This window comes from Shewanella sp. CG12_big_fil_rev_8_21_14_0_65_47_15 (assembly GCF_002783505.1).
In the GTDB taxonomy this organism is placed as follows: Bacteria; Pseudomonadota; Gammaproteobacteria; order Enterobacterales; family Shewanellaceae; genus Shewanella.
Map to the genome: position 1 here is coordinate 1 of NZ_PFGL01000022.1, position 23,500 is coordinate 23,500.

The following is a 23,500-nucleotide window of genomic DNA, read 5'->3' on the forward strand; positions in this document are numbered from 1 at the left end:
TGCTAAAAATCACTATTTTTCAATCAAATAGCCTGAATTAATCACTCATTATCCATTTACTCCATACCTTGTCAGCTTTTTCACTGCTAAGTGACTTTTCGTTACTTGAAGGTAATTTGAAAGTGCATTATGTTGTTTTAAAATGGATGGCCTGATTTTTGTGCCTTAAAATGGATGGCCTGATTTTTGTGCCTGATTTTTCGCCTAAATGTTACTGGAGCACTTATGGGGACCTCTGCTTCAGCCAGAAAGCCGTGGCATGGAGGCTGTGCAGAAATAGTTTGTTTAGATAAAGCTATGAATGCAGGAGTCGATCCAAGTGGTGGAACTATGCGCGCAGTGAACATAGGAATTTCTGGCAATGGTCATAATACAGTAAAAGAAATTTGCACGTCTTGTAACGATATTTTGAATTTCTTCGGAGTAAATAAGTGAATATAGGTTCAATTCTTTGGCCGCTAGACAAGCGTGAAGCGGTCAATTTATATCTTGGATTTTTAATAAAAATTGTAGAGTACTTTGGATTCCGTTTTTCCAGTGATGGCCCTGATCCTATTTCAATTTCAAAAGCTTATATTGCAGGAACTGTGTCTGAACAGGATTATAGAGAGTGTGCAAATGTTTGGTGGGCCTATTTGGACGGTAGTGGTGCAATACGTAACTTGACCGATGAGGATGCATTGTTGGCTCGTATAGCGATTTGCTTGCTATCGGTAACAAAAGAAGATGCAGAAGAACTAGGGGAGCATCTTTCTTGGTTCTTTGAGGTCTTGGAACAAGTAGGGGTAGATATAGATAAGCCTATTGATATGATGGTTAACCATTTCAAATTTACTAAGAACTAAAAAAACAGGACATATGTGGGCGCTCCTTGTGAGTTAAAGAGAGGGAGCGGACAGACCAGCAGCCTGAGCAGTCTGGTGATTAGCGAGACGACTGTCCGCCCCATGGCCGCTTCTTGACATCCATGCCATCGCGGTATTTGTGGATCCTTTCACATCAGATGGGGCGGCCCAGCATCCAGACGGACTTGCACAACATCCCTATTTAACTGCCAGTTCGCCATCTGATAGGCTGGAGGCCTGAATGTCGTGCAATGCACGGGAGACATGAGAACGACCATGACTCTCGTTCATAAACTTGAAGCTCTAGGTTTCTATTCACTGTGTCGATGAGTGAACGCCATGGCAAACCTGCAAGTGAACATTAGAAAAGGCCAATGTGACAAGCATATCATCCTGTGCAACACAGATTACCAACTACTACAACTTAAGTACTACACTTTAGAGTGGCAATGGGGATTTCTATCTGCTTGTTCTATCATAAGCGATAAAAATCAATTATTCGGAATTAAAGCATGCCATCACGCGAGCAATTGCTAGAAGTAATTAATATTCAGGCTGAAATAGCCAAGTTAGGGTTAGATTTAGGCGGGGTAATGCAATATGTCGTAGAGCAAACGCTGCCTTTGATTGATGCCGATGGCGCCGCGATTGAACTGGTCGAAGATGGCGACATGGTGTACCGGGCGGCTTCGGGCATAGCCACACCTCAGCTTGGTCTACGACTAAAGGTTGACGCTAGTTTGTCTGGTTTGTGCATTAAAACGGGAGAAGTACTCGCCTGCACCGATGCGGCAACAGACACCCGAGTCGATCGAGCCGCCTGCAATAAAGTCGGCTTGCGCTCTATGCTGGTCATGCCCCTAACATACCAAGGCGCCACCGTTGGTGTGCTTAAAGCCGTATCGCGGCATGTCGGCAAGTTTCAACAACCGGATATCACACTGCTGAATATGCTATCGGAAGTCGTGGCGGCCGCCATGTATTTTTCGGTCAAATACGATAGCGACAATTTGTTTTTCAAAGCCACCCACGACAGTATGACTGGCCTTGCCAACCGAGCATTGTTTATGGACCGACTGCACAATGCGGTCGCACGGGCGAAGCGCGAACAACTCTCCACTGGTCTGTTGATGATGGATATGGACGGACTGAAACAGATCAATGATAAGCATGGTCACCGCGCCGGAGATGCCGTGCTGTTAGAGTTTGCCAAGCGCCTGCAACAGACAACCCGCGACACAGATCTCGCCGCCCGACTAGGCGGGGATGAATTTGGGATCATTCTAACGCCGCTAGAAAATCCAGAGGCAGTTACAGCGGCGCTCCTGCGTATCGAAGCGGCCATGGTGCCACCTCTGACATTTGAAGACAGCAACTACCAGTTACAAGTCAGCATTGGTGCCGTCGTATTGCCACAGGACGGTATGGAACCCGACAAACTGCTGGAACTGGCCGATCAACGCATGTATGCGATGAAACATGTACATAAAAAGAGGTCTTAAAAGTAGGGCCTGCCTACCCTAACGTGAAACGGATAACCTATTGCTGAAGTAAGAATAACGTACTGATAGCAAAGCCATCCCCCCAATTGCTGCTACACTCAAATTCTGCGCAATATCTCTACAAAAGGATTTGTTTATGGCGATTGCCTGCGTCAATACCCGAGCCAGTTGTGGGGTCGAAGCCCCCGAAGTCACGGTTGAAGTCCACCTCAGCAATGGCCTCCCCGCATTCAACCTAGTAGGATTGCCCGAAGCCTCAGTCAAAGAAGCGCGCGAGCGAGTGCGTAGCGCGCTGATCAATGCGGGGTTTGAGTTCCCAATGCGCAGAATAACCGTCAACCTTGCGCCAGCGGACTTGCCTAAGCAAGGGGGGCGCTACGACTTACCCATAGCCATTGGTATACTCGCGGCCTCGGAGCAAATACCCGCTAACAGTCTCAAAAATACCGAGTTTGTCGGTGAGTTAGCCCTATCGGGGCAAATTCGGTACTGCCAAGGACTACTGCCTGCGATTATTGCGGCCAAACGTCAGGACAACACCTTGATTTTACCGCTAGAGAATCGCCACGATGCCGAGCTGGTCGGCTATCACAGGGTATTTTTTGGCTCGCATTTACAAAGCCTCGCAGCCTTTTTGCTCGGCCAAGCACCACTGCCAGCACTCGATAGCCACCTCGAATGGGTGAGCGAAGCCGCGCCAGAGTCAGAGCATTGTCTAAGCGATGTGATAGGCCAATATCAGGCAAAGCAAGCGCTGGAGATTGCCGCCGCGGGCAACCATAATTTGCTGATGTTAGGCCCACCGGGAACCGGCAAAACTATGCTGGCGAGCCGCATGATGGCGCTGCTCCCCAGCTTAAGTTATGAAGAAGCCTTAGAAGTCGCCGCAATTCACTCAGTTGCTGGGCTCGATATCAAGCCGCAACATTTTTTAAAACGTCCCTTTAGGGCACCTCACCACACAAGTTCATCCATCTCCCTCGTTGGCGGCGGCAGCATACCTAAACCAGGAGAAATATCCCTCGCCCATCGCGGCGTATTATTTCTAGATGAAGTGGCTGAATTTCCACGTAAAGTCCTCGACTGCCTACGTGAACCTATGGAGACGGGCGAAGTGGTGATTTCCCGCGCCGCCGCTAAACTCACCTTTTTAAGTCGTTTCCAATTGATCGCCGCCATGAACCCTAGCCCCAGCGGCGATATAGATACCCATAACCGCGCTACCCCAGATCAAGTGCAGCGTTACCTTGCTAGATTGTCCGGCCCTTTTTTAGATAGATTCGACCTCACCATTGAGGTGCCCAAACTTCCCGCAGGCACACTCACCCAAGCCGCTGTGCCGAGTGAAACCAGCCAAGAGGTCGCCAAACGAGTCAAGCGCGCCCGGGATATTCAGCTCGCGAGGGCTGGGGTACTCAATAGCGAACTCTCGGGTAAGCAACTCAAACTGTTCAGTGGCCTAAGCGAGGCCGATCTGATTTTTCTAGAACAAAGTGTGGTTAAACTTGGGCTCTCAGTGCGCAGCTTTCATCGTATACAAAGGGTTGCCCGCACTATTGCCGACCTCGAACAAACGCCAAATACCGAAAGGCGTCACTTAGCCCAAGCCTTAGGTTATCGCGCCATGGATAGGCTGTTAGCGCGATTATCCCAGCAGTATTGACACAATAAATGTTAACAAATGCCCCGACCAGCTGACCGATGATTGAGCCAAAGGCCGACACCGAGTAACATAGGCCTCCAATTTTTGTCAGGGGGCGCTAATGGTGACGCTGCTTTCACAGATCAAAGGCTGTATAGCCTTCTTAGGCTATGTCGTTAATACGATTTTTTGGGCGATCCCCATTATCTTGGGCAGTGTGATCAAACTTATCCCCTTTGCTCCACTAAGAACGGCCACCAGCTATGTGCTCGATTTTTGCGCCAGTGCCTGGATTAGCGTTAATGGTGTCATTGAGCGTTTGCTGCATCCGGTGAAAATCGAGCTGACGGGCGATACTCAATTTTCAACCAAAGAGTGGTACATGGTGATCGCTAACCACCAATCTTGGGTGGATATTTTGATCCTGCAGCGCATATTTAACCACAAGATCCCCTTCCTCAAATTCTTCTTAAAGCAGGAACTGATTTTTGTGCCCATACTCGGGCTAGCTTGGTGGGCACTGGACTTTCCTTTTATGCGCCGTTATAGCACAGCGCAGCTTAAAAAAAATCCCAAGTTAAGGGGTAAAGATATTGAAATCACACGTAAAGCTTGCGCTAAATTTAAGGCTAAGCCGGTGAGTGTGATGAACTTTGTCGAAGGGACACGTTTCCACAAAACTAAGCATAAGAAGCAAAACTCTCAGTTCCAACATTTGTTAAAACCCAAAGCGGGTGGCATGGCCTTCGCGCTATCGGCCATGGGAGACCAGATCCATAGGCTAGTGGATGTGGCTATCTACTACCCCGATCACGTTCCTAGCTATTGGGATTACCTGACAGGCAAGCTGCCAAGCGTTAAAGTGCACATTAAAATATCCGATATCGATCCCGCCATGCGCGGGGATTATATGAATGACCGCAATTTCAAAATTGGCTTTCAAGAACAGTTAAATCAGCTCTGGCTCACTAAGGATAGCGTGATAAGCCAACTCGCTGGCCAAGTGAATAAAGAATAAGGGTAGCGCCAATATGTTGAATTTTCTCCCCGGTCCCGTGCTGTTTATTCTCAGCTTGAGCTTACTTATCATTAATACCGCCTTTTGGGGCTCGCTCGTCTGCCTCGGTGGATTAGTGAAAATACTAATGCCAGTGCAAGGGGCACGTAATGCGGTGACAGCACTAATGAACCGTTTTATGTGGGCGTGGGCGAGCTGTAATGGCGGCATCTTATTTTTGATCGCCAAAATCGAATGGGATGTTCAAGGGCTTGACGGACTTGATAAAAATGGTTGGTACTTGCTGATCAGCAACCATCTGAGTGGTTTTGATATCGCGGCGCAAACTTACTTGTTGCGTAACCATATCCCTATGCTGAAGTTTTTCCTCAAGAAAGAACTCATCTATGTGCCCATTATGGGCCTAGGTTGTTGGGCGCTGGATATGCCATTTATGGACAGAACCAGCCCGGCAAAACTCAAAAAGAACCCTAAGCTTAAGGGGAAGGACTTAGCCACGACTCGCCGTGCCTGTGAAAAATTTAAGAATATGCCTACCTCAATTATCAACTATGTTGAGGGCAGCCGTTTTACCGAGGATAAGCGCCAGCGTCAGGATTCGCCCTATCAATATTTATTACGTCCCAAGGCCGGAGGCATCGCCTTTACCCTGTCGGCCATGGGCGAGCAATTTACCAATCTGTTGGATGTCACCTTAGTGTATCCAGATGCCCCGGACGATATTTTGTTCGGGGTGATGAATGGTAAAGTGAATAAAATCATAGTACGAGTGCGGGCTCTACCCGTTCCCCAGGTCGATGCTAACCGTTATTTTTCCGAGTCCGAATACCGCGTCGAATTTCAGCGCTGGTTAAATCAGCTTTGGACTGAAAAAGATCAGCAGATCCATTGCCTGCTCCATAGCCAGCAAATACAAAGCGATAGCGCCACCAGCACCAATCATACCGCTCATTAAGCGACTTCCCCGAAGATATTTCCACTTAGTTGCCTTATCAAAATATATCCAAGCTACCTCAAGATACGAGTTTTAGTATCTTGAGGCAGATATCACTCCCATGCCGCTAACAGTATTACCCCCATTATGACTTTGTTGGACTCAACCCTGCCCCAGAGAAAAACGCGTCTCGTTTTAGCGAACAAAAACTATAAATTGTTGACAATTTATCATTTAAAATTTTAAAAAAAAAATTAATTAAATTACATTTAAACATAAAGCACATATAAATCAAATAAATAATCACGACGCCTCTATAATATAGACTCATGTCTAATTCGCCATATTGTTGACAATATGCCGATAGAGGTCTATTTTTTCTCCATTGTCGACAATCCTCTGAATAGTGATGCGCTATATGTTAAAGCAAGACGCGAGGTTCCCTATTGATGACACCCCAAGCCAAATGGCCGATAAGGTGAAATCTGTGACTACCGAAAAGACCTCGACCACATTAGCCGATCAGATTTTGGTGCAGATCCAAACCAGCATCATCAAGGGCGAGTTGCCAGCGGGCAGCAAGATTAACGAACAAGCACTGGCCGAAAAATACGGCATCAGCCGCGGCCCGACCCGCGAAGCCCTACAAACCTTAGAAAGACAACGCTTAGTCGTGCGTGCCCCCCATATTGGCGCCCGCGTTGCCCAACTGACGGTTAGCGAACTTAACGATTTATATCAACTGCGTAGCGTACTCGAAGGCATGGCCTGTGAACTGGCCGCCAGCCGTATCACCCCAGAGCAACTCACCAAGTTAGAAGATCTGCTCGCGGCTCAAGAAGCGGCGCTGATTAAGGGGGATACCTATTTCCAAGAGGAAGGTGATGTCGATTTCCACTACCAAATCATTCAAGCCAGTGGCAATAAGCATCTGCAGGAAACCTTAATCGGTGGCCTGTATCACCTACTGCGGATGTACCGTTACCAATGCACTAATCAGAATCGCCCCGTTAAAGCCATTGCCGAGCACAGACGCATAGTGGAAGCCATAGCCCAGCGCGATGGTGAACTAGCGGGACTCCTCATGCGCCGCCATATAGAACAAGGCCGCAAAAATACCGAATTACGTTTGATTGAATTGCAAGCCAATGCCGCCGCTAAAGACACCTTAGCCAACTAACGCTAAGTACATGCGGCCCAATATGCCTATAGAAAAGATAAGGACAAAGACCATGACACAAAGCGCAGGATTACGTTTTCGCCAAGCCCTCGCCAACGCTAAACCGTTGCAAATCCTTGGTACGACCAATGCTTACTTTGCCTTAATGGCAGAGCAAACTGGCTTTCAAGCCCTTTACCTCTCTGGAGCCGGTGTCGCTAACGCCTCCTACGGTTTACCCGACTTAGGCATGACCTCGATGAACGACGTGCTGATCGATGCGGGCCGCATCACCTCGGCAACCCAATTGCCGCTATTGGTCGATATCGACACTGGCTGGGGCGGCGCATTCAATATCGCCCGTACCATTAAAGAGTTTGAAAAAATTGGTGTTGCCGCCGTACACATGGAAGACCAAGTATCACAAAAACGCTGTGGCCATAGACCCAATAAAGCCGTAGTCAGCACAGAAGAAATGGTGGATCGCATTAAAGCCGCCGTCGATGCCCGCACCGATCCTAACTTTGTGATCATGGCGCGTACCGATGCGGTCGCCGTTGAGGGCTTAGAAGCTGGGATCGAGCGCGCCAAAGCCTATATTGCCGCCGGTGCCGATATGATTTTCGCCGAAGCCTTAACCGAGCTAGACCAATACCGCCACTTCAAGGCCCAGGTTAACGCACCGATCCTAGCGAATATGACCGAGTTCGGCCAAACCCAACTATTTAATAAAGAAGAACTCGCCGAGGCGGGCGCCGATATGGTGCTGTATCCCCTAGGCACTTTCCGTGCGGCCAACCAAGCGGCATTGAAGGTGATGCAAGCGCTGATGAATGACGGTCATCAACGCAATGTATTAGACACTATGCAGAGCCGCACGGATCTGTATAAGTATTTGGGCTACCACGCCTTTGAAGACAAGTTAGATCAACTGTTTAACCAAGATAAATAACCGACAAGCTGCAACCCTACCGGAGAGAGGCCTTAACCTAAGTGTATGGCCTTAATCCACACTGCAGCCTTAACCAATAAAGGTGGGCCATCCAATAGGCCCGCAATAATCACTCAGAGTTAACGGAAGGGAAGAATTATGTCAGAAGCTAAAAAGTTAAGTGGCGCGGGATTACGTGGCCAGAGCGCAGGGGAAACCTCATTAAGTACAGTGGGCGTTTCAGGCAGTGGTCTCACATACCGTGGTTATGATGTGAAGGATCTGGGCGAAAACGCCACCTTCGAAGAAGTTGCCTACCTTATTCTTTACGGTGAACTGCCAACCCAGGCCCAATTAGACGCCTATAAGAGCAAACTCAAAGGTCTGCGCGGTCTGCCACAGGCATTAAAAGAAGTGTTAGAGCGCATTCCAGCCGACACTCACCCAATGGATGTGATGCGCACTGGCTGTTCTATGTTGGGTAACTTAGAAGCCGAACATAACTTTAGCGAACAGAGTGAAATTGCCGACCGTTTACTGGCCGCTTTCCCATCGATCATCTGTTACTGGTATCGCTTTAGCCACGATGGTGTACGTATCGATACCGAAACCCAAGACGAGCAAATTGGCGCGCACTTCCTGCATTTATTACACGGTAAAGCGCCGTCTGAATTGCATGCTAAAGTGATGGACGTATCGTTGATTCTTTATGCAGAACATGAGTTTAACGCATCAACCTTTACCGCGCGCGTCTGTGCTTCCACCCTGTCTGACATGCATTCCTGCGTGACAGGTGCTATCGGTTCACTGCGCGGCCCGCTGCATGGCGGCGCGAACGAAGCGGCCATGGAACTTATCCAAGATATGAAAGATGAAGCCGATGCCCGCGATATTCTGATGGGTAAGTTAGAGCGTAAAGACAAGATCATGGGCTTTGGTCACGCGATTTACCGCGAATCGGATCCACGTAACGCCATTATCAAAGAATGGTCTGAAAAGCTGGCCGCCGATTATGGTGATGATCGCCTCTACCGCGTATCGGTAGCCTGTGAAGCCCTGATGTGGGAACAGAAAAAACTCTTCTGTAATGCTGACTTCTTCCACGCCAGCGCTTATCACTTTATGGGCATTCCGACTAAATTGTTTACCCCTATTTTCGTGTGTTCACGGGTAACGGGTTGGGCGGCGCATGTGATGGAGCAACGCTCTAACAACCGCATCATTCGCCCAAGTGCCGATTATGTGGGCGTAGCACCCCGTAAAGTGGTGCCGATTGCTAACCGTTAATGTTTAAAAACATGAACTGGCGCTAAGGCGTCAGTTTCTCTTTAAGATCTCCAATAGATCATGTGATGAGCACCGATGTTATGAGCACTATCATAAATACCCAGTACCGCAAGCCCTTACCAGGCACTGCACTCGACTATTTCGATACCCGTGAGGCCGTTGAGGCCATTGCCCCCGGCAGCTATGCTAAGCTCCCCTACACCTCACGCGTGCTGGCGGAAAACTTAGTCCGCCGCTGCGATCCAGCGGTACTCACCGACTCGCTGAAACAGATTATCGAATCTAAGCAAGAACTGGATTTCCCTTGGTTTCCCGCCCGCGTGGTCTGCCACGATATTTTAGGCCAAACCGCCCTCGTCGACCTTGCGGGTCTGCGTGATGCCATTGCCGCCAAGGGGGGCGATCCGGCCAAAGTTAACCCTGTAGTACCAACCCAACTGATTGTGGATCATTCCCTCGCAGTGGAATACGGCGGTTACGATAAAGATGCCTTTGCAAAAAACCGCGCCATCGAAGACAGACGCAACGAAGACAGATTCCACTTTATCAATTGGACTCAAAAGGCCTTTAAAAACATCGATGTTATCCCGCAAGGGAACGGCATCATGCATCAAATTAACCTAGAGCGTATGTCACCTGTAGTGCATGCTCGCGACGGTGTCGCCTTCCCGGATACCTTAGTCGGCACCGACAGCCATACACCACACGTTGATGCACTCGGCGTTATCGCCATTGGTGTCGGTGGCTTAGAAGCCGAGAGCGTGATGCTAGGCCGCGCATCCTATATGCGCCTGCCAGACATTATCGGTGTCGAGCTAACGGGCAAGCCGCAAGCTGGCATCACGGCGACCGACATCGTACTGGCGCTTACCGAATTTTTACGCGCACAAAAAGTGGTGTCCTCTTATCTAGAGTTCTTCGGCGAAGGCGCTGCGGCGCTGACACTGGGCGATCGCGCCACCATTTCGAACATGACGCCTGAATTTGGCGCCACCGCCGCCATGTTCTATATCGATCAACAAACGCTGGATTATTTGACCTTAACCGGCCGCGAAGCCGACCAAGTCAAACTGGTTGAAACCTATGCTAAAACTGCAGGTTTGTGGAGCGATGACTTAAAACAGGCCGAATATCCACGCGTATTACACTTTGACCTCTCGTCAGTGGTACGCACCATTGCCGGCCCGTCGAATCCACATGCTCGGGTGCCAACCTCGGAACTCGCCGAGCGCGGCATTAGCGGTGTGGTCGAAAACGAACCTGGCCTAATGCCAGATGGCGCCGTGATTATCGCCGCCATCACCAGCTGCACTAACACCAGCAATCCACGTAACGTGATTGCCGCCGGCCTAATTGCCCGCAACGCCAACGCCAAAGGCTTAAGCCGCAAACCTTGGGTCAAAACCTCACTGGCCCCCGGTTCCAAAGCGGTACAACTCTATTTAGAAGAAGCCAATTTATTACCCGAGCTTGAGCAACTTGGCTTTGGGATTGTCGGCTTTGCCTGCACCACCTGTAACGGTATGAGCGGCGCGCTGGACCCTGTGATCCAAAAAGAAGTGATCGACCGCGATTTATACGCCACCGCCGTATTATCGGGCAACCGTAACTTCGATGGCCGCATCCATCCCTATGCCAAACAAGCCTTCTTGACATCGCCACCATTGGTGGTCGCCTACGCGATTGCCGGCACCATACGTTTCGATATCGAAAAGGATGTGCTGGGATTAGATAAAGACGGCAACCCAGTCAAACTGATTGATATCTGGCCATCGGATGCAGAAATCGATGCCGTGATTGCATCAAGCGTCAAGCCCGAGCAGTTCCGCAAAGTGTACGAGCCCATGTTTGATTTAGCCGTCGATTACGGCGAGCAAATCAGCCCACTGTACGACTGGCGCCCACAGTCTACCTATATTCGCCGCCCCCCTTATTGGGAAGGCGCATTGGCTGGAGAGCGCACATTAAAAGGCATGCGACCGCTAGCGGTGCTGGGTGACAACATCACCACAGACCATTTATCGCCATCGAACGCCATTATGATGGACAGCGCCGCAGGCGAATATCTGCACAAAATGGGCTTGCCGGAGGAAGACTTTAACTCCTACGCCACCCACAGGGGCGATCACTTAACCGCCCAGCGCGCAACCTTTGCCAACCCTAAGCTTAAAAACGAAATGGCGCTGGTTGATGGCAAGGTACAGCAAGGCTCACTAACGCGTATCGAACCCGAAGGCCAAGTCATCCGCATGTGGGAAGCGATTGAAACCTATATGGAACGTAAGCAGCCGCTGATCATCATAGCGGGCGCCGACTACGGCCAAGGATCGTCCCGCGACTGGGCCGCCAAAGGCGTACGTTTAGCGGGTGTAGAGGCCATTGTCGCCGAAGGTTTCGAGCGTATTCATCGCACTAACTTAGTGGGTATGGGCGTGCTGCCGCTGGAGTTTAAAGCCGGTGAAAACCGTGCAACCTATGGCATAGATGGCACCGAAGTGTTCGATGTGCTCGGCACGCCAGCGCCAAGGGCAGATTTGACTGTCGTTATCAACCGTAAAAACGGTGAGCGCATCGAAGTGCCAGTAACCTGTCGCCTCGATACCGCCGAAGAAGTGTCGATCTACGAGGCGGGCGGCGTATTGCAACGCTTTGCTCAGGACTTTTTAGAGTCAAACCTGAAGTAACACTCGCGCTAAAAAGGCGGTCATGCCAATTGAGCATCACCGCCTTTGATATCGACACTAACCTGTATCGCTATTCCCCTTGGAGTTAATAGCATGAGTAACAATCTTTTCCCGCCCCAAATCAAAGTCGCCGCAACCTATATGCGTGGCGGCACCAGCAAGGGCGTATTTTTCCGACTGCAGGATTTGCCTAAAGCCGCACAAGTTGCTGGCCCTGCTCGTGATGCGCTACTGCTGCGAGTGATTGGCAGCCCAGATCCTTACGGCAAACAAATCGATGGCATGGGCGGCGCCACCTCGAGCACCAGTAAAACCGTGATTTTATCCAAAAGCACTCAGGCCGATCACGATGTGGATTACCTGTTCGGCCAAGTGGCTATCGACAAACCCTTTGTCGATTGGAGCGGTAACTGTGGCAATTTAACCGCTGCCGTCGGCGCTTTCGCCATCAGCAATGGTTTAATTGATGCGGCACGTATTCCACAAAATGGCATTTGTACCGTGCGAATTTGGCAGGCCAACATAGGCAAAACCATTATCGCCCATGTGCCCATCACTAAAGGTGAAGTGCAGGAAACCGGTGATTTTGAGCTCGATGGTGTGACCTTTCCCGCCGCCGAAGTGCAAATCGAGTTTATGAACCCGGCTGCCGACGAAGATGCCAATTCTAACGGAGGGAGTGGCAGCATGTTCCCTACGGGCAACGTCGTCGATGTGCTAGACGTGCCGGGGATTGGCAGTTTTAAGGCCACTATGATCAACGCAGGCATTCCCACCATATTTATCAATGCAGAGGATTTAGGCTACACAGGCACTGAGCTGCAGGATGATATCAACGGGGATAACGCCGCGCTGGCTAAGTTTGAAACCATTCGCGCCTATGGGGCTGTGCGTATGGGCTTAATTTCACATATTGATGAAGCCATTACACGCCAACATACACCTAAGGTTGCCTTTGTCGCTAAGCCAAAAGCCTATGTGTCATCGAGCGGAAAATCGGTGGCAGCAGAGGATATCGATTTATTAGTGCGAGCCCTGTCCATGGGCAAACTGCACCACGCCATGATGGGCACGGCGGCGGTAGCAATTGGTACTGCAGCGGCGATCCCCGGCACCTTAGTCAACTTAGCCGCAGGTGGCGGTCAAAAAAGCGCGGTGCGTTTCGGCCATCCCTCAGGCACCTTACGGGTTGGCGCAGAGGCGTCAATGGTTGATGGCGAATGGACAGTGGTTAAAGCCATTATGAGCCGCAGCGCCCGGGTGCTGATGGAAGGTTCAGTACGCGTACCGAGCGAGTGTTTCTAATCGTTTATCTGGTTTTAGATTTAATCGCTAAAGGCGCACAAGGAAGATAACTCAAATGAAAAAAACAACGGCATTACGACAAATGCTGAGTGGTAGCGATATTCACGTCGCACCCGGTGTTTACGATGGTATGACCGCACGTTTAGCCGAACAAACGGGTTTTAAGCTGATTTACGCCAGTGGTGGCGCGATTGCGAGAAGTTGTGGTTTCCCCGATATAGGCATGCTGAGCTTTAGCGAAGTGTTGCATCGACTAGAACAGATGGTCGAAGTGACCCAAGTGCCCATCATTGCGGATGCGGATACTGGATTTGGTAATGCCATCAATGTCAGTCGTACAGTGAAAGCCTTTGAGCGAGCGGGTGTCGCAGCATTGCACTTGGAAGATCAAACCTTTCCAAAGCGTTGCGGCCATCTGAATGATAAATCTTTGGTGAGTACCCAAGAAATGGTGCACAAGATCCGTGTCGCCAAAGATAGTCAAACTGATCCAGATTTTATCTTAATTGCCCGCACGGATGCGATCGCCGTTGAAGGATTCGACGCTGCGATAGAACGCTCACAAGCGTATTTAGCGGCAGGTGCCGACGTGATTTTTGTCGAAGCGCCCGAAACCGTTGAGCAAATTGATCTAATCGCTAAGCATATCAAGCAGCCTAAGCTCATCAATATGTTCCACAGCGGTAAAACACCGCTGGTGTCGAAGGACAGACTGCAAGCATTGGGATACAAGTTCATTATTATTCCCTCTGACTTACAGCGAGCGACAATCCATGCTTGTCAGCACACCTTACGCACCATTCTCGAGCAGGGTGACAGTGGCAGCATTGCCGAGCAGATGGTGTCGTTTGCAGAGCGTGAACGGATCATAAACACACAAGCATATTTAGATCTTGATCTCGGTTATACCCATAACTGAGATGCACCCGCTATAGCCTTAAAATAGTTTAACCAAAGACCTTGCTTTCCCCCTTCCGGCAAGGTCTTTTTATTTTATGTATACATATACCTTCCACAAAAGAACGGCTAATTGTATGTTGGCATACTGTAAAAAATGCTAAGCTTCCTAGGCCGTATAAGAATAATAAACATATTAATACCCTGTAAGAACGCCTATGTTGCGCTGATCTACCTTTGTTTTTACTGAATGGGTCTATTTGCTCGGTTATACGCTAGCCCCCAATAAAACCAAGGTGAACAATACCCACGCTATGGGGATAAAAGGGTTATTTGATAGGGGTAAATTTGAGTCTACAAATCCATCGGCTAGTGCTAATCACTCTTTGTGCCCTGAGTTTATTTAGCTTTTCACTCAAAGGGGTTTCCCAACCTTTAAGTGCTGCTAACACTCAACTGAAGTTTGAACATATTCGCAGCGAGAACGGGCTCAATCAAAACACTATCACCAGTCTATTTATGGATAGTGCTGGCATGCTTTGGATTGGCACTCAAGATGGTCTGCATGGCTACAATGGCCATAACTTCAACCTATTCATCCACTCCCCTAATGATCCTACCAGCATTTCTGAAAGTTATGTTTCAGATATTATCCAAGATGCCGATGGCTACATCTGGGTGGGCACCTTTAGCCAAGGGGTAAATCGGCTCGATCTCAAGACTGGCTCCTTTGAACGTTTTGGGCTAGAGCAAGGATTAACAGATCTTAGGGTGACTAGACTCAATATCGTTGGTAATACCCTCTGGATTGGCACTCAAGGTGGGCTATTTTCCCTATCAACCAGAACGCAGCGGATCAGCCAAGTCAACTTAGGCAACAGTGTCGAGCCCTATATCACCAGTCTCGCCAATGTTGAAAATACCTATTTGCTCACGGGGACACAGAATAGCGGCACCTTTGCAGTGAGCAGTAACACTATTACCCGCCTCAATGTGCCGCAAAACTTGACCGCCCATCAAATTAAAGCCAATTCGACACGTTCCATCACCTTAGCGCTCGGTAATCAACTATGGCACTACGATCTCATCAGCCAACAGGGTGAAGTGCTATGGCAAACCGAAAATAACACTGCTTATATTAAAGATTTTATCCAAACGCCCCTCGGACGCTTCTGGGCAGTGGGTCCAGAGGCGGGCCTCATCCAACTGGATAGAAAGGGAGGACAGTTAGCGGCCACCTATCATAAATACGATACCAAACGCGCAGACAGTATCAGTGAAAACAATATATTAAGTCTGTTACAGGATCCCTTTGGTAATCTATGGCTCGGCGCCAGCTACTCAGGGCTCAATAAGATCAACACTCGCCGCCAGTATTTCCAGCATCTATTTGAATATACTACCGAGTTACCGCAACAGAGTAATAATATTCGAGCGCTATTTCGCAGCCAGGATGGTGCACTCTGGATAGGTACTGAAGGTGCAGGCCTTAAACGGCTTCCCCCCAATAGCCATCAGTACCAGTATTATTCGTCTCACTTTGCTAAGGCACTCGGGGTCGAGCTACCTAATTTAAATTTAATACTGCGCGATATTACCCAAGATAAGCAGGGGAGCATTTGGTTTGCCAGCAACTATGGTTTAGGGCGATTAACCCCCAATGGAAAGTTCACCCTACTTAACGTCAGCAACAGTCAAGATCAGACCTCGGAGGCAAACTATATCCGCAGTATAGAAATGGATGGCCAAGACAGGCTTTGGATTGCCACTTCCCACGCCCTCTATCGCAAAATCACTGATAAAGATGAGTTTATCTCTGTGCCGCTCACCGATATTGAAGGCTTTTATCCTGCACAAAATATATTAGTTACCCTTAGAGCAGACAAAAACATCCTGTGGATAGGTTCACTCAATGGGTTAGTTAAGCTCGATATGCAAACGGGATTGGGCCAAGCGTTTACCCATCAACCCGATGACAAAAACAGCATTATCAATAACCGTGTACGGGATGTTTTGATCACCGCCAATGGGGATACTTGGTTTGCTACCCATGGCGGGATCAGCAAGCTCTCATCTAATGCCCCCAATGCGGGTTTTAGCCACTACACCCGCGAGCAGGGGCTGCCCAGTGATACTATCTATGCTCTACTCGAAGATGAAAAACATGATATTTGGTTTAGCAGTAACGCTGGGGTTGGCAAGCTGAATCCCATGACTAACAAGATTATCAATTTCAATGAGCAAGAAGGCCTGCAGGCATTGGAGTTTAATGGTGGCGTAAAACTCAAGGACCATGATGGTGACCTCTGGTTTGGTGGTATCCATGGCATAAACCGCTTTAATCCCAAGACCATTCCCGATCAACGGGATGAGGCCAAAGTGGCTTTAACCGCCTATAAGATCGCAGGCAAAAACCACACAATTTTAGATCTAAGCCGCCCCCCTCAAATCGTGATGCACTACGATGATCAACTGGTGAGTTTTGAAGTGACCTCATTGGACTTTAGCTATACGGGTAAAAACCGTTTTAGCTATTTCCTTGAAGGTTTTGATAATCAGTGGCACGACTTACCCTCCGGCAATGAAATCACCTTTACCAATATTAACCCTGGAAAATACGTGCTACATGTTCGCCATTCCCTGCAATACAACGGTGAAGGCACTTATGCGCTACTCGTCGACCTAAGAGTGCAGGCCCCTTTCTATCGCACCCAGCTTGCCTATGTCTTTTACTGTCTCATCGCTGTTATCTTATTGATTTGGTTTATCCTCTGGCGCAAACGAAAACGCCAACAGCAACAAGAGTTTGAAACCAGTATCCGCGCCTCGGAGGAACGCCTCAAACTCGCCCTATGGGCATCTGGTGATGGGATGTGGGACTGGAATATCAAAGAGAACCGAGTCTACCGCACGAATATGGACAGCTCTATTCCCCAGTGGAGCGGCCATCATCTGTTACATGAAAGCATCCATCCCGAGGATAGAGAAAAATTTAAACATGAGTTAGCCGAACACCTGCAAGGCCGCACGCCTTTTTTTGAGGTCGAGTATCGCATTGAACGCTCTCCCGGCAATTGGATTTGGATCTTAGAACGCGGCAAAGTGGTAGAGAGTGACGGTAATCATCAAGCCATACGCATGACGGGCACAAGCCGCAATATCACTTCCCGTAAACTGATTGAGAATGAGCTAATACTCTCCTCTCAAGTACTCAACAGCATGAACGAGGCCGTAGTTGTGGCGAGCTTAGATTATCGTATCCGCTCGGTGAATCCGGCGTTTTGTGCCATTACGGGTTATACGGAGCGCCAAATCTGCGACAAATATTTGGTGCACTTAGCCTATAGCAGGCAACAAAGGGGCCTATTTAACAATATAGAACAACAGCTATTACGCCATAAACATTGGGTCGGTGAGATTTGGATCCGCAATAAGGGACGCAAGGCACTGTTAGTCTGGCTTGAGATCAACCAAGTCATAGACATTAAAGGCGAAACCAGCCATTTTGTCGCAGTATTTACCGATATTACCGAGCGTAAAAAAGCCGAAGAAGATCTTCGTTTTTTAGCCAGTTTCGATACCTTAACTGGCCTGCCTAACCGCACTCTTTTCCAAGATCGGCTCAATCACGCCATTTCCCAGGCCCATAGGTCGAATAACATCGTTGCCCTGCTGTTCTTAGATCTCGACCGATTCAAACATATCAATGATTCTATGGGTCACCATATAGGCGATCTGCTGCTCAAAGCGGTCGCAGTACGACTGCAAAATGCCGTGCGGGAAGGTGACACGGTTGCACGCTTAGGGGGCGATGAATTTACCATTATTTTAGAAGGCGTCGCCAAAACTAAGGCGGCAACACTGATATCGGAAAAATTACTACGGGCCTTCCAAGCTCCCTTCTTACTAGATGATAAATCCTTGACCATCTCAACCTCGATAGGAATTAGTCTCTATCCTAACGACGCTGACAATGCAGACTCATTAATTAAGTTTGCCGATACCGCCATGTACCACGCTAAGTCCTTAGGTAGAAATAATTTTCAGTTTTATACCCACGAGCTAAATGAGATGGCCACCCGCCATGTACAGCTCGAAGCTGGGTTAAAACAAGCTATTTCACGCAATGAGCTGAGCCTAGTTTATCAACCTAAGTTCTCCCTGCGCGATGGTTCACTCACGGGCTTAGAAGCCTTGCTACGCTGGCATCATGCAGAGCTTGGCCCGATTTCTCCGGTAGAATTCATTCCTTTGGCTGAGGAAACGGGCATCATTAATCAAATTGGTCTCTGGGTGATTAACCACGCCTGTCAACAGTTAGCCCAATGGAATGAATTGGGCTTTAAAGACTTCAGCATGGCCATTAACCTATCGGCCCGCCAACTCAAAGCAGATATTATTTCGACGATTGAAGTGGCACTCGCGGTATCGGGACTGCCAGCTCAATCACTCGAACTCGAACTGACCGAATCGATGATCATGGGTAATCCACAGGAATCTGTGACTATTTTGGCGAAACTAAAAGCCCTAGGATTAACCATTGCCGTAGACGATTTTGGCACAGGTTATTCAAGCCTGAGTTACCTTAAACGTTTCCCCATCGATACCCTAAAAATTGATAGGGAGTTTGTCCGTGATATCACTAACGATCCCGATGATGCCGCCATTACCAGCGCCATTATCGCTCTGGCACACAGTCTCGAACTCAATGTAGTTGCAGAAGGGGTAGAAACCCAAGAGCAGCTCAATTTCTTAGCCCTACAGGGTTGTGATCAGGTTCAAGGGTTCTTACTCAGTAAACCCCTTAGCGCGAAAGATTGTCTCGTACTGCTCGGTAATCAATCTAAGCCATTGTCGCAGCAGTCCTAAAGGACAAACTGTGGACATAAAGAAGGCTCCCTAGGGAGCCTTCTTGTTGCATTTTTTATCGTTTAAGGCGCGATACGCTCGACACGCTTGACCCAGCCTTCGGGGCCTTTGATATGGCCCTTTTGGATCTCGGTATAAAGTTTGTAAATGCGCTGAATATGCTCACCCACTTCGCCATTGCCGACAGTCACAACGCGACCATCTTCAAAAATATAGGAACCCACAGCAGAGACCACGGCCGCAGTACCAAATCCCCCCGCCTCGATAATTTCGCCGGACTCGATATCGGCAATAAACTTATCTAGCATCACGGTTTCTTGGCGAATTTCGCAGCCGAGCAACTCACCCAATTCCATAATGGATTGCGAGGTAATGGATTTTAAGATGGTATCGGTGAAGGTCGGGATAATCACAGTGCCGTCTTTCAGAATATGGAAGTGGTTCATCGCGCCCGCTTCTTCAATCTGTTGATTGGTAGAATCGAGATACAGCACTTGGGATGCTCCAAACTGCGCCGCCGCTTTACCCGCACGTAATGAGGCAGCATAGTTACCCGCCGCCTTAGATGCCCCGGTCCCGCCCGATACCGCGCGGTGGTAGGTTTTACTGATCAGTAAGCGTATGCCTTTATTCACGCCCGCAGCGTAATAGGCACCACTTGGGCTTAGTACTACGCAGAAGGTATAGCGAGAACTGGGGCTAACGGAGAGTCGATCTTCGGTCGCAAAAATAAAGGGACGAATGTATAAACACGCACCTTCTTGCATCGGAAACCACAGGCGGTCGACATCGATCAAGGCATTGATCGCATCGATTTGCATCTGCTCATCAATATTCGGAATACAGACGATATCGGCGGAGCGATTCATCCGCTCGGCGTTTTTATTGATACGGAAAGTATAGATCTCACCATCTTCATGCATAAAGGCCTTCGCGCCTTCGAAGATTGACTGACCATAGTGTAATGCCATTGCTCCCGGCGCCATTTCAAATGGACCATAGGGCACAATTCGCGGATCACGCCATTCGCCATCGCGGTAATCCATTAAAAACATATGATCGGTTCTGAGGCTACCGAAGCCCACATTCCCCTCGGGCTTGAATTGCTCAGTACGGCGCTCGGACGCAGGTTTTAAATTATATTTTATTTCCATCGCATACCACCTTGATTACTGAACAAGCAGACTAGGGAGCGATAGGAATAAAGTCAAGGGGCTAATGCCAATGGCAAGTATTTTTGCCACAATAGGATCGAACTCCCGATGAGATAAGCCTATTTCCTCAAACTCAAAACCGAGGCTTCTTGGGCGTTTACCATTATCGAACAAGGCTTAGCCCAACAAGATATTGAGACTATCGCCACCGCACTCTCAAAACAATATGGAGAGCATCCGCCGCTTGTCCCGGCACATTTAATGGAATACTTATTGCGCTAAAAATATGTAGGCTTAGATAGAGTGTGTTAGGAGGATAAAAATCCACCGAGTCATGACACTCGGTGACAGGATTCGAAATAGGGATCGAAACAGGTTTCTAAACTGGACGAAAAATAGCTTAACGCTTAAACCGCAACCGCCGCAATCACAGAAACTTCAACCAAATATTCCGGCTCGGCAATGGCTGCTTGTACGCAAGCGCGGGCTGGCGCATGACCCTTAGGCACCCAAGCATCCCATACCGTATTCATCGCATCGTAGTCATTCATATCTTTCAGATAGAGAGTCGCAGACAATAAATGCTCCCGCGAACTCCCCGCCTGTATGAGCAAACTATCGACCTCCTCTAGCATAGTCGTAGTTTGCTCGGTGATATTTTGATATTTGTCCTTCGCCACTTGGCCACACAAATACACAGTGCCTTGATGAATGACTGTGCTACTCATGCGGGTGCCAATGTCTAAACGGATAATGCTCATATTGATGCTCTCTTAAATCAGTACACTTGAAAAAGGGTTCGGCTCAAATCGAATCGGCCATTTTAGCGATAAACAGACTTTATGTCTGCGCTACTAACCTAGGCCAAGGTGGATAAAAACGTGCCATCAAGGCAAATAATCCTAGGCTACTGCTCACCACGGCCAGCCACACTAACGGCGTTGCCACGGCTAAATTGACTAATTGATATCCAACTAGGGCCGCACATGCCGCGATCAAAGCAAATGGCAACTGAGTTACTACATGGTCATGGGGCAAACAACCGGAACTGGTTGCACTCAGTACACTGGTATCCGAAATGGGTGAGCAATGGTCACCAAATACCGAGCCCGCCATCACGGCACCCAATACGGGAAGCAACAAACTAACATCCACAGTGTGGGCAATTTCGCCGCCAATCGGGATCATAATCGCAAAAGTGCCCCAACTCGAACCGGTAGCAAATGCCATAAGGGCACAGAGCAAAAACATTCCCGCCACCAGCAATTGCGCCGACAGATACAGCTTGGCCCACGAGGCCAGTAAAGTCGCTACCCCTAAATCTTGGATCACGGCACCTATCATCCAAGTACAAAGCAAAATGGCAATCGCAAAGGTGATCATACGCACGCCATGACTAAGATCCCCGAATAGCTCAGCCATTCGTCGCCCCGAAACGCTTAGCATGACTAAGGTAACCAGTGTCGCCAGCAGGCAAGCATTGCGCATAGACGCGCCAATATCGGCCTGAGCTAACCACTCTGCCAGATCCCACGAAACTACCTGCTGTGCCCCTGACCACAGGGTTAACCCCACCGAAGCCCCAAGCAGGGTTAACATTGGCAAGGCCAATAACCAAGGATTGCCCCCTGTATCCGCCTCGGCAACGATCATCGCCGAAAGCCCCGGCATCTGAGGGCTTGTATTCAAGGGGCGAAATCCCAACCCAAACCAAGCGACCAGCAGGGATAATCCTAAGGTGGATATGGCGTAAAAGTTGAGTGCAGCGACCTCAATAAAGGCCTGCAGCGGTGAGATGGGGAGAAAGCTTATCCCCGCGAGCAAGGCCATCACATAGGGGCCCCAACTCGAAAAAGGTAACAAAGCACAGAGGGGTGAAGCGTTCGAATCAACCAGATAGGCGAGCTGCTCATTGCGAATGCCGTAACGCTGACTCAAGGGCTGACAAACATGACCCACGGCCAAGCAGCTAAAAATGCCATCGATAAACACCAACCAACCGAGAAAAACGATCCCAAGACGCGCCTGGCGCTCGGTGCGAATTCGGCGATATAACCAATCGCCAAACTGCCCGACTGCACCACCCCGAGCCAATAACTGTGTCATGCTGCCAAGCAATAGCATGGCGAGCAGAACGTTAAGATGCCACCACTGCCAAGCGCCTTGGCTATAAAACTGTTTTAGCCCAATTTCGGCTAAGTAGCCGCCGGTTTGCATAATATCGAAATGGGCAATAATCAAGGCGCCGGAGATAATGCCAACCCCGAGCGCTATCAAGGTTCGACGTAGCCACAGAGCCAAAATGAGAGTGAGCAACAGGGGAAGTATGGCGAGCAGGCTGGGTGACATAAGCCATTCCGATAATAAATAAAACCAAGAATACTAACGAGTTAATAACAAATGCAAAAAAACTTGAATTAGAACTCAGTTATCGGACGTTTTTTCGCCAAACGGTAATAATCACTATTCCTTATGCTCTTGGCACTGCTAGAATCACAATCCCATCCAGAAACCATAGGACTCTCCAGATGAGCCTTGAATTACTGTCCAAACTGGAAACCAAAATCCAGGCTGCACTCGAAACCATCGAGCTTCTAAAAATGGAGCTTGAAGAAGAGAAGCAAAAAGCTTCAACCTTGAGTGAGCATAATCAACAACTGAACGAGCAAAACCAACAACTGCAACAAGAACTCACTTCTTGGAACGAAAAAGTCACTGGACTGGTTGGCCTGCTCAACAGCGAAATCTAAGCTGTTTTGGTTTGATGGTTCTGCGCTTCAATCAATTCGTTCAATTCTAAAATAGCCTGCTTCACTTTTGGCAGGCTTTTTTTTGGCAATAAGAAACGTCCCTTCTCAAATTCTAATCGTCCTAAGTCTTTAACCCATATCACGCCAGTCAGGAAAATACGCGCATGCTTAACAATAAGCTTAGGTGCGTAGACAGGGAAAACTCTCATATGACCCCCTACATGCATTCTTGTTGTTTTTAATTACAGTTGTTTGACAGAAAGTTTATCCATTGAGTTTCATCTCCTACGCTCTTTTTTTCGTTCTTTCACACTAAAAACCATTAATTATATGATTTAATTGGTTTATATATTTCTTATATATTACCCACTTCAAAGCGCCATAATATTGACACTTGCCATTTTTTTGACGCGCTGCTACATTGGCTGTGTTACTCAGGGTAAAAATGAGCCCTATGGCTCAGGTCCGTACTTTCCGTTATCGGGGGTACGGTTTTTTTTACCTATTTTTTGCTTATATTTAT

The 23,500-nt window shown here is 48.7% G+C and carries 17 protein-coding genes; 13 read left to right on the plus strand and 4 right to left on the minus strand.

The window, feature by feature from the left end; genetic code table 11:
- The first annotated feature begins 431 nt into the window (after positions 1–431).
- The 12 genes from COW15_RS06580 to COW15_RS06635 all read left to right on the plus strand — a co-directional run bounded on the left by COW15_RS06580 (position 432) and on the right by COW15_RS06635 (position 19,073).
- The gene (locus COW15_RS06580; RefSeq protein ID WP_293631106.1) at positions 432–845 is read left to right on the plus strand and encodes a hypothetical protein; all 414 of its coding nucleotides are present in this window, start codon (positions 432–434) and stop codon (positions 843–845) included.
- A 512-nt stretch (positions 846–1,357) separates the two neighbouring features.
- The gene (locus COW15_RS06585) at positions 1,358–2,347 is read left to right on the plus strand and encodes a sensor domain-containing diguanylate cyclase (protein WP_293631107.1); all 990 of its coding nucleotides are present in this window, start codon (positions 1,358–1,360) and stop codon (positions 2,345–2,347) included.
- Between the two features lie 136 nt (positions 2,348–2,483).
- Positions 2,484–4,010, plus strand: a complete 1,527-nt coding sequence (locus COW15_RS06590) for a YifB family Mg chelatase-like AAA ATPase (protein WP_293631108.1) — start codon at positions 2,484–2,486, stop codon at positions 4,008–4,010.
- Between the two features lie 100 nt (positions 4,011–4,110).
- Positions 4,111–5,007, plus strand: a complete 897-nt coding sequence (locus tag COW15_RS06595; RefSeq protein ID WP_293631109.1) for an acyltransferase — start codon at positions 4,111–4,113, stop codon at positions 5,005–5,007.
- A gap of 13 nt (positions 5,008–5,020) precedes the next feature.
- Complete coding sequence (locus tag COW15_RS06600; protein WP_293631110.1) at positions 5,021–5,962, plus strand: acyltransferase; 942 nt, start codon at positions 5,021–5,023, stop codon at positions 5,960–5,962.
- A 397-nt stretch (positions 5,963–6,359) separates the two neighbouring features.
- Positions 6,360–7,121: a GntR family transcriptional regulator gene (locus COW15_RS06605; protein ID WP_293631111.1), complete on the plus strand. Its 762-nt coding sequence runs from the start codon at positions 6,360–6,362 to the stop codon at positions 7,119–7,121.
- A gap of 52 nt (positions 7,122–7,173) precedes the next feature.
- Entirely contained in the window at positions 7,174–8,052 is an 879-nt protein-coding gene (gene prpB / locus COW15_RS06610; RefSeq protein ID WP_198782002.1) for a methylisocitrate lyase, read from the plus strand.
- 138 nt (positions 8,053–8,190) lie between these two features.
- A complete protein-coding gene (gene prpC / locus COW15_RS06615; protein ID WP_293631112.1) occupies positions 8,191–9,318 on the plus strand; it encodes a 2-methylcitrate synthase in 1,128 nt (375 codons plus the stop codon).
- An 80-nt stretch (positions 9,319–9,398) separates the two neighbouring features.
- Positions 9,399–12,002, plus strand: a complete 2,604-nt coding sequence (gene acnD / locus COW15_RS06620; protein WP_293631113.1) for a Fe/S-dependent 2-methylisocitrate dehydratase AcnD — start codon at positions 9,399–9,401, stop codon at positions 12,000–12,002.
- A gap of 93 nt (positions 12,003–12,095) precedes the next feature.
- The gene (gene prpF / locus COW15_RS06625) at positions 12,096–13,307 is read left to right on the plus strand and encodes a 2-methylaconitate cis-trans isomerase PrpF (protein WP_293631114.1); all 1,212 of its coding nucleotides are present in this window, start codon (positions 12,096–12,098) and stop codon (positions 13,305–13,307) included.
- 55 nt (positions 13,308–13,362) lie between these two features.
- Entirely contained in the window at positions 13,363–14,226 is an 864-nt protein-coding gene (locus COW15_RS06630; protein ID WP_293631115.1) for an oxaloacetate decarboxylase, read from the plus strand.
- Between the two features lie 311 nt (positions 14,227–14,537).
- Positions 14,538–19,073, plus strand: a complete 4,536-nt coding sequence (locus tag COW15_RS06635; RefSeq protein ID WP_293631116.1) for an EAL domain-containing protein — start codon at positions 14,538–14,540, stop codon at positions 19,071–19,073.
- Between the two features lie 62 nt (positions 19,074–19,135).
- Here COW15_RS06635 and COW15_RS06640 read toward each other — a convergent pair whose 3' ends face one another.
- The 3 genes from COW15_RS06640 to COW15_RS06650 all read right to left on the minus strand — a co-directional run bounded on the left by COW15_RS06640 (position 19,136) and on the right by COW15_RS06650 (position 22,576).
- The gene (locus COW15_RS06640) at positions 19,136–20,227 is read right to left on the minus strand and encodes a branched-chain amino acid aminotransferase (protein WP_198781997.1); all 1,092 of its coding nucleotides are present in this window, start codon (positions 20,225–20,227) and stop codon (positions 19,136–19,138) included.
- 407 nt (positions 20,228–20,634) lie between these two features.
- The gene (locus COW15_RS06645; protein WP_293631118.1) at positions 20,635–20,988 is read right to left on the minus strand and encodes a RidA family protein; all 354 of its coding nucleotides are present in this window, start codon (positions 20,986–20,988) and stop codon (positions 20,635–20,637) included.
- 79 nt (positions 20,989–21,067) lie between these two features.
- Entirely contained in the window at positions 21,068–22,576 is a 1,509-nt protein-coding gene (locus COW15_RS06650) for a Na+/H+ antiporter NhaC family protein (RefSeq protein ID WP_293631119.1), read from the minus strand.
- 179 nt (positions 22,577–22,755) lie between these two features.
- Between COW15_RS06650 and COW15_RS06655 the strand changes: the two genes are divergently transcribed.
- Positions 22,756–22,977 (plus strand): cell division protein ZapB, encoded by a 222-nt coding sequence (locus COW15_RS06655; RefSeq protein ID WP_007651456.1) that lies wholly within the window; start codon positions 22,756–22,758, stop codon positions 22,975–22,977.
- Here COW15_RS06655 and COW15_RS06660 read toward each other — a convergent pair.
- Positions 22,974–23,186: a DUF1107 domain-containing protein gene (locus COW15_RS06660; RefSeq protein ID WP_293631120.1), complete on the minus strand. Its 213-nt coding sequence runs from the start codon at positions 23,184–23,186 to the stop codon at positions 22,974–22,976. The two genes, COW15_RS06655 and COW15_RS06660, sit on opposite strands and share 4 nt — an antisense overlap.
- Between the last annotated feature and the right edge of the window lie 314 nt (positions 23,187–23,500).

What these genes read in the sequence shown, in the direction of transcription:
- COW15_RS06585 (WP_293631107.1), top strand. Translation starts at nt 1,358, where the DNA reads ATGCCATCACGCGAGCAATTGCTAGAAGTAATTAATATTCAGGCTGAA.
- COW15_RS06590 (WP_293631108.1), top strand. Translation starts at nt 2,484, where the DNA reads ATGGCGATTGCCTGCGTCAATACCCGAGCCAGTTGTGGGGTCGAAGCC.
- COW15_RS06595 (WP_293631109.1), top strand. Translation starts at nt 4,111, where the DNA reads ATGGTGACGCTGCTTTCACAGATCAAAGGCTGTATAGCCTTCTTAGGC.
- COW15_RS06600 (WP_293631110.1), top strand. Translation starts at nt 5,021, where the DNA reads ATGTTGAATTTTCTCCCCGGTCCCGTGCTGTTTATTCTCAGCTTGAGC.
- COW15_RS06605 (WP_293631111.1), top strand. Translation starts at nt 6,360, where the DNA reads ATGTTAAAGCAAGACGCGAGGTTCCCTATTGATGACACCCCAAGCCAA.
- prpB (WP_198782002.1), top strand. Translation starts at nt 7,174, where the DNA reads ATGACACAAAGCGCAGGATTACGTTTTCGCCAAGCCCTCGCCAACGCT.
- prpC (WP_293631112.1), top strand. Translation starts at nt 8,191, where the DNA reads ATGTCAGAAGCTAAAAAGTTAAGTGGCGCGGGATTACGTGGCCAGAGC.
- acnD (WP_293631113.1), top strand. Translation starts at nt 9,399, where the DNA reads ATGAGCACTATCATAAATACCCAGTACCGCAAGCCCTTACCAGGCACT.
- prpF (WP_293631114.1), top strand. Translation starts at nt 12,096, where the DNA reads ATGAGTAACAATCTTTTCCCGCCCCAAATCAAAGTCGCCGCAACCTAT.
- COW15_RS06630 (WP_293631115.1), top strand. Translation starts at nt 13,363, where the DNA reads ATGAAAAAAACAACGGCATTACGACAAATGCTGAGTGGTAGCGATATT.
- COW15_RS06640 (WP_198781997.1), bottom strand. Translation starts at nt 20,227, where the DNA reads ATGGAAATAAAATATAATTTAAAACCTGCGTCCGAGCGCCGTACTGAG.
- COW15_RS06645 (WP_293631118.1), bottom strand. Translation starts at nt 20,988, where the DNA reads ATGAGCATTATCCGTTTAGACATTGGCACCCGCATGAGTAGCACAGTC.
- COW15_RS06650 (WP_293631119.1), bottom strand. Translation starts at nt 22,576, where the DNA reads ATGTCACCCAGCCTGCTCGCCATACTTCCCCTGTTGCTCACTCTCATT.
- COW15_RS06655 (WP_007651456.1), top strand. Translation starts at nt 22,756, where the DNA reads ATGAGCCTTGAATTACTGTCCAAACTGGAAACCAAAATCCAGGCTGCA.
- COW15_RS06660 (WP_293631120.1), bottom strand. Translation starts at nt 23,186, where the DNA reads ATGAGAGTTTTCCCTGTCTACGCACCTAAGCTTATTGTTAAGCATGCG.